At 45.8% G+C, this 3,457-nt stretch carries 4 protein-coding genes; all 4 read left to right on the plus strand.

Going from position 1 to position 3,457, the window contains the following annotated elements:
• Positions 1–738, plus strand: a 738-nt coding sequence (locus AC9UEY_RS02750) for an ABC transporter ATP-binding protein (protein ID WP_509537424.1), incomplete at its 5' end; no start/stop codon positions are given.
• The gene (locus AC9UEY_RS02755) at positions 728–1,438 is read left to right on the plus strand and encodes an ABC transporter ATP-binding protein (protein ID WP_509537426.1); all 711 of its coding nucleotides are present in this window, start codon (positions 728–730) and stop codon (positions 1,436–1,438) included. The genes AC9UEY_RS02750 and AC9UEY_RS02755, both read left to right, overlap by 11 nt.
• 2 nt (positions 1,439–1,440) lie before the next feature.
• Positions 1,441–2,346 (plus strand): branched-chain amino acid ABC transporter permease, encoded by a 906-nt coding sequence (locus AC9UEY_RS02760; RefSeq protein WP_509537429.1) that lies wholly within the window; start codon positions 1,441–1,443, stop codon positions 2,344–2,346.
• Entirely contained in the window at positions 2,339–3,346 is a 1,008-nt protein-coding gene (locus tag AC9UEY_RS02765) for a branched-chain amino acid ABC transporter permease (protein ID WP_509537432.1), read from the plus strand. Before AC9UEY_RS02760 ends, AC9UEY_RS02765 begins: the two co-directional genes overlap by 8 nt.
• The last annotated feature ends 111 nt before the right edge of the window (positions 3,347–3,457 follow it).

A 3,457-nucleotide genomic window follows, 5' to 3' on the forward strand; every position in this document is an offset into this window, starting at 1 on the left:
AATGTCTCTTTTGGCGGTCTTCGGGCTCTCAATGATGTCTATTTAGAGATTGCAAAGAATGAGGTTGTTGGATTAATAGGCCCTAACGGTGCCGGCAAGACAACTCTGTTTAATGCGCTGTGTGGATTAGTCACACCAGATTCAGGTGAGTTTCACTTAAATGGAAAGAAGAGTGACTTTCCAAAACCCCACGAGCTAGTTGACTTAGGGATTGCCCGCACATTACAAGGTGTTGGCCTATTTGGTGATTTAACAGTTTTGGAAAATGTAATGGTCGGTGCGCAGCATTTGTCACAGACTGGTTTGATTTCTGCAGCTCTTGGAAGAAATAGAAAAGATGAGAACCAGATTAGAGATAAGGCACGAGTTGCATTAGAGCGTGTGTACGCAGGTGGAATTGCTCATCGTCGCGCAGATACCTTGTCATATCCAGATACAAAGCGAGTTTCTATTGCCCGAGCACTCGTTAGCAAACCAACAATTTTGATGCTGGATGAACCTGCTGGTGGTTTGGGATCTCAAGATATTGAGTGGATGAAGCAATTGATTAAGAATTTGAGCGTTGATATGTCGGTGTTGCTTGTGGAGCACCACATGGATGTTGTGATGTCGGTATGTAGCAAGCTATACGTTCTTAACTTTGGTGAAGTAATTGCCAGTGGTGATGCAGAAACTGTGCGTCGTGACCCAGCGGTTATGGCAGCTTATTTAGGTACAGGTAGCAACCATGTCGCTTAACGTTTCAAACTTAACGGTCCACCATGGTGCGATCTGCGCAGTCAACCAAGTTTCATTAGCTGTTCCAACCGGTAAATTAGCCGCAATCATTGGATCGAATGGTGCAGGAAAAACAACTTTGCTACGCGCATTATCTGGTCTGAACAAACCCACAAGTGGTGTTGTTAATTGGATGGGCGAGACAATTACTGGTGTAAAGCCCGAAAAATTAGTCCGTAAAGGCATTTCTCATGTTTCAGAAGGTAAATCAGTTATTCCTGAGTTAACGGTTCGAGAAAATCTTGAGTTAGGTGCCATCTGGCGAAAAGATGGCAAGGAGATGAAAGAGTCTCTAGATCAAGTAGTCAATATCTTTCCTCGTTTAGGAGAGCGCATCACTCAACGATCTGACACGTTGTCGGGCGGAGAACGCCAGATGCTGGCTATAGGCCGAGCGATCATGTCAAAGCCAAAACTTCTACTGCTTGATGAACCATCACTAGGTTTGGCTCCACTTGTTGTTGAGCAGATCTTTCAAACAATCAGAGATTTAACGACTCAAATGAGATTAACTGTTTTACTTGTTGAGCAAAACGCCATGGGTGCGTTAAAAATTGCAGACCTTGGGATCGTGTTGAATTTAGGAAAAGTTGTTGCCGTTGATCACGCACAAGCGTTGATTCAAGACCCTGCAGTGCGCGCTGCATACTTGGGGTATTGATCATGCAACTACTCAATACTCTTTTGATCGGCATAACCGCCGGATCGATTTACGCGTTGATGGCAATTGCATTTGTCTTGGTATGGCGCAGTACGCGAGTAGTTAACTTTGCTCAGGCTGGTATGGCGCTTTTATCTACCTACTTTGGTTATGAAGCTGTTTCTAGAATTGGTTCATTTTGGGTCGCTCTACCTGTTGCCATGATTGGTGGTGCGTTGTTTGCAGCACTAGTTGAATTAGTTCTTATGCGACTATTAGTGAAGCACGCATCCTCTGGGCCAATCGCTGGTGTTGCACCAATTATTGCAACGCTTGGATTGCTCGGAGTTATTCGTTCGGTTGTAAGCATGATTTGGGGCGGACAGGATCTACGTATCGTTGCACCAATTTCAAATAATGGATTTACTATCAATGGTTCGACATTAGTTTTTTCGCCATTAAAGCTTTTGATTCTTGTTGTGGTTTTAGTTTTACTCATTCTTCTTTCGATTCTCTTTCAGAAAACAAACCTTGGATTAGCGCTTCGAGCATCTGCGCACGCCCCTGAAATCGCACGTCTTTCGGGAGTAAGAGTTGATGCTGTTCGCACTCTTGGATGGGCTTTAGCGGGTGCAGCAGGTGCAGTTGCAGGACTATTCCAAACGGTAAACGGTAATGGAAACTTTTCGCCAGATTCAATTGAGTTCTCTTTGTTGCTTGTCTCAGGTTTTATTGCAGCGGTAATTGGTGGACTAGATAGTTTGCTCGGCGCAGTATTGGGTGGACTCTTCTTGGGAATTGCCATCTCATTTGTACTGATGTATATCAGTAGTGGGCTCTTCTTCATTGCTCCATTTGTTATTTTGCTTCTTGTTCTCTTTATACGCCCACAAGGAATTATTGGAGTAAAGGCGGGGCGACGTGCATAAGAGCAAAAAAGAGAGCACCCATATTCCACTCTTTATACTTGGTGGAATAGTTTTGTACTTCCTCAGCGGGATGGTGGATGAACTTCGGGTTTATCAAGGAGCAACAATTGCTGTCTATGTAATTGCGATCTCTTCAATAATTTTGCTCACTGGATATTCGGGGCAAGTTTCACTCGGACACGGTGCGTTAATGGCTGTTGGGGCATATTCAGCTGCAGTGCTTCGCATTGAATTTGGCGTTCCTATAATTTTGTGTTTTGTTGCCGCAGTATTAGCCGCGGCAATAGGTGGCGCTCTACTAGGTGCAGCAGCAGCACGTTTATCAGGTCCATATTTGGCGGGAACAACCTTGGCACTTGCAATTGGACTTCCATCACTTGCAAATCAATTTCCAATTTTGGGCGGAGAACAAGGCTTACTTTTTGATGTGGGATTTCCTCCACTTGCCTTAGGTGAAGAGTTCACCCAATACAAATGGTTCTTTTGGATTGCAGCACTTGCTGCACTTACTTCTATGTGGAGTGTTAGAAATATTTTGAATTCTGCCTACGGTCGTTCGTGGAGAGCCGGACGTGGCAATGAGGTTGCAGCTCAGTTGACCGGGATCAATACAGCCCGCTCGAAGGTCTTAGCCTTCACGATAAGCGCCGGCATCGCTGGCCTGGCCGGAGCGCTGCTTGCAATGACCATTGGCACCGTTTCTCCGAGCGCATTCCCGCTTGCGCTCTCATTTTCCCTCCTGACAGGGGCGGTTCTGTCTGGCATAACTACCCTCGGAGGCGTCATTATTGGCGCAGTGGTTTTGGTAGCTATCCCAGAAATCGCCGATGTGGTCGCGCACCGCCTCGGAAGTTCTGAGAGTGTTACGACAAATCTGCCAGGTTTGATTGTTAGTGGGTTGTTGATTCTGACGGTTCTGTTTGTTCCAAACGGTCCTGTCGAACAACATCGCGCTCGCAAAGCAAAGCACGAAGCAGTGCACAACAGTTCAAAGAAGTAAAAGCACTACCCCTCGTAATAAAACCCTCGATGGAAGGAAACACATGAAAGCAATGAACCGTCGCAAGCTGATTACAGCTTCAGCGGTACTGGCCGTAGTTGGATTAGCTGC

It is taken from the genome of Candidatus Planktophila sp. (genome assembly GCF_040402275.1).
GTDB lineage: Bacteria > Actinomycetota > Actinomycetes > Nanopelagicales > Nanopelagicaceae > Planktophila.